Source organism: Thermogemmatispora sp. (assembly GCF_042408735.1).
Lineage (GTDB): Bacteria > Chloroflexota > Ktedonobacteria > Ktedonobacterales > Ktedonobacteraceae > Thermogemmatispora.
In genome coordinates this window covers 1-2,852 of record NZ_JBHOQV010000148.1, presented here as the reverse complement: position 1 = coordinate 2,852, position 2,852 = coordinate 1, and the positions used below count along the sequence as shown (strand labels likewise).

Sequence of the window (2,852 nt, the reverse complement as noted above, 5' to 3'; positions counted from 1 at the left end):
CCGGCCTGTACCATGTCGGCAGAGAGGGCCTCCCCCGTGCCGCAGGCCGGGCTGTGCGCCTGACACAGCAGCCGATCGATCAGTGCGCGGTCGATGGTGGGCGGCCCCTGGACCCGATCCAGCCCGCCACCGGCGGCGGGCGCTCGGTGGCCCGGCACCTGATCTGGCCCGGGCGATGGCGTTCCCGCTGCCGGCACGCTGGCCCCGGCACAGATGGCCAGCGCCAGCAGCCCCCACAGCAGGGCAAAGCTTCCCAAAAGCAGCATCACACGTCTCATCGGACGCCTCCTTCCTTGGGCTGGAGGGAGCCTCGCCGGCTCACAGCCAGGAGGCGAGCCAGAGCGCCCCGACCAACAGCAGCGCTCCGATCAGCCAGAGCCGCTGCTGCCGCCACCAGGTCATCGGAAACAGAGAGGGAGGTTCTTGCATACACCACCTCTTTTGCTGAGGACTGACCTGGGGGAGATAGTGGCAACGCCTCCTGGAGCCGGGCGATGATCTCCTGGATGCGGGTGATGGTCTGCCTCTGAGTCACGGGTCTTCCTCCTGTGGATGATAGGGTGTGAACACGAAGAACCGGGTCAGCGTCGCGGCGGGACGACGCTACGAGATGGCGCGCAGCGGTGACCGCTTTTTGGGAATGCTCGAAAGAAACGGGTTGACGGACGCCGCTCCTGATGCTCCGCTAGAGAGGGGCCGTCGGAACGCCGCCTAAGCCCGCTTAGGGATTGGAACAGGAGAACGAGAGGGGGCGTCCTGGCCGTCGCTGCATCAAGCGACGCAGCTCGGCCCGATACCGCCGGCGCGTCGAGGCCGGAAACCGTTCCACGGCCTCATACCATTCATTGAGGCCACACAAGAGGCCCCCTAACACGATCATTCTGGTCCCAGCCACCCGCCGGCGGTGGGACTGCTCAAACCAGAGCGGCGCGGTATACCGGTCGTAGCTTCGACCTGCCAGCAGGTCCAGGACCTCCAGCGGCAGGATCGAGTCATGGCGCTGACAGATCACCAGTTGGATGGATGGCCCTGTCGCCAGATGTAGACGCTGCCGCCAGTAATCCGACGACCGAACCAGCGTCATCGCCAGCAGCTCCCGGCCATCGAGCTGGACCTGATACAGATGCCTGCCCGCTGGACGAACCTGCAGATTCAGCGATGGGGCCAGGCGCAGGAGCAGGCGATCAACCAGCTCCCGCCTGGGGGAAGGGGAGGAATAGCTCGGCATCTCTCTGCTCCCGGCTCAGGCCAACATTGGGATTAGAGAATTCGGCGCAGCGTGCTCTGCCCGCCCTGCCCAGGCGCCGGCAACTGCAATCGCTCTACCGTGCTCTCCACTACCGTGACCGCCGCCTCGCCAATCTTGCCCTCGATCCGGTTGAGGACCTCCTCTCGCCGCCGGCGGAGGGCCATCTCTTCTTCCCGCTGCTGCCTCCTGATCTCTGCTTCGTTGAAGGCTTCCTCTATGCGGATCTCTGCCCGGCTCAGCGACTCAATCGCTTCCTCTTTCTTGGCCTGCTGGGCCAGGAATTTCTCTAGCGTCTTGCGCGAGTAGATCGCCATGAACACGGCTGCCGCCACATCGAAGAGCGAGGGGGCGATCGAACGGAAGAGGATCATTGTCTGCTCCGCCGGCCTCACCCCTCCCGGAGCCAGCTCGGAGAGCAGCCAGTATTGCGTGTAGGCACCGCCAATCGCGAAGCAGACAAACAGACTGATTGCCGCAAAGAGCAGCCAGACCATCCGCCGCTCCTGCTGCGACCGTCCAATGGCGCGGGCAATGGCCAGCACCAGCGCCGCAAACGCCTCCTCTATGAAGATGGCCATCAGATACACACCCACCACCTCCGCATCCGCCCGCCACGGCCCCACAATGGCCGCGGCAATGGCAATCCCGATGCAGCCCGCCAGGATCACGCTTCCCACGGTGAAGAGCACCGTGAACAGAAACACGACCGCCCGGACCAGGATCGACTCTTGATCTTCATCAAAGGTCTCGATGAGCTGTTCCATCCGCTCTCGTCGGCTCAGCGGCTCCTCGGGCGGCGGAGCTGGCAACCGTTCCTGTGGCAAGAGCGGCTCTTCGGGTGCCGCGGTCGCGGTGCGCAGAGCACGCAACCGCCTCCTCCAGAATGCCATCCATGCTCTGAGCGAACGTCTCATCCTTCTTCCTCCTTCCGGGAATAGAGCGTCTTTCCCATACCATCCTGGGGAAACCTCCAGAAAAAGGGGGGCGTCTCCCCTCCCGTGGCAGGTCGGAGTCGCCCCTTTCCGCTCATGCAGCGCTTCCACCTCGCTCGAAATGCGCCCAAACTCCGCTCACCTTCCTCATCGGCTCGGGTGAGCGCTGCCAGCAGGGTTTCCGATCCAGCGCTCAGGACAAGGGGTCCACCCCCTCCCCGGCTGCGACCGTTCCTTGCTGTCTCACCTCGCGTCGTCGGGCTTTGTTGGCCTTGCGTTGGGCGGCCAACAGCAGACGCTCCGCATTCAACTCGGCGCGCATAATCCGCTTGACCACGATCGCCTTGATATCAATAAACACCTTCTCCATGTAGGGCGATTGCGCCCGCGCAATGCGCTGATCCATCTCATCCCGCAAGTCCCGAAGAAGCTGCAGGTCCTCTGCCGAAATCATCGAAAGCACCTCCTGTAAAAATTGCTCCAGCCTCCAGACCCTTCCCTTGCCGTTCCAAGGAAAGAGAGCACGACCGGCCCGGCCCGCTGCATCAACCCAGACCAGACCGGCTGGCTCCCTGCTGGCGGTGATCCCGCCCATCTGCGACCTCCATGAGGTGCGAGTGGACCGAACCACCGCCAGCCGGCAACCAGCCCGTTGCCAGCGTCCGTGAAAA

At 64.1% G+C, this 2,852-nt stretch carries 4 protein-coding genes and 1 pseudogene; 1 reads left to right on the top strand and 4 read right to left on the bottom strand.

Going from position 1 to position 2,852, the window contains the following annotated elements; all coding sequences use genetic code 11:
- Positions 1-278: pseudogene (locus ACFMO7_RS16300) on the bottom strand (hypothetical protein); the annotation flags it as partial.
- Positions 279-562: 284 nt separating this feature from the next.
- On the opposite strand from ACFMO7_RS16300, the gene ACFMO7_RS16295 reads away from it, so the two are divergent.
- Entirely contained in the window at positions 563-715 is a 153-nt protein-coding gene (locus ACFMO7_RS16295) for a hypothetical protein (protein ID WP_376796545.1), read from the top strand.
- Positions 716-721: 6 nt separating this feature from the next.
- On the opposite strand, the gene ACFMO7_RS16290 is transcribed toward ACFMO7_RS16295, so the two are convergent.
- The 3 genes from ACFMO7_RS16290 to ACFMO7_RS16280 all read right to left on the bottom strand — a co-directional run.
- A complete protein-coding gene (locus ACFMO7_RS16290; RefSeq protein ID WP_151729108.1) occupies positions 722-1,228 on the bottom strand; it encodes a hypothetical protein in 507 nt (168 codons plus the stop codon).
- A 32-nt stretch (positions 1,229-1,260) separates the two neighbouring features.
- On the bottom strand, positions 1,261-2,118 hold the full coding sequence (locus ACFMO7_RS16285; RefSeq protein ID WP_376796544.1) for a hypothetical protein: 858 nt from the start codon (positions 2,116-2,118) through the stop codon (positions 1,261-1,263).
- A 256-nt stretch (positions 2,119-2,374) separates the two neighbouring features.
- A partial coding sequence (locus ACFMO7_RS16280; RefSeq protein ID WP_376796543.1) for a hypothetical protein occupies positions 2,375-2,852 on the bottom strand: 478 nt, incomplete at its 5' end.

Coding starts and splice junctions, on each gene's coding strand:
- ACFMO7_RS16290 (WP_151729108.1), bottom strand. CDS start 1,228: ATGCCGAGCTATTCCTCCCCTTCCCCCAGGCGGGAGCTGGTTGATCGC.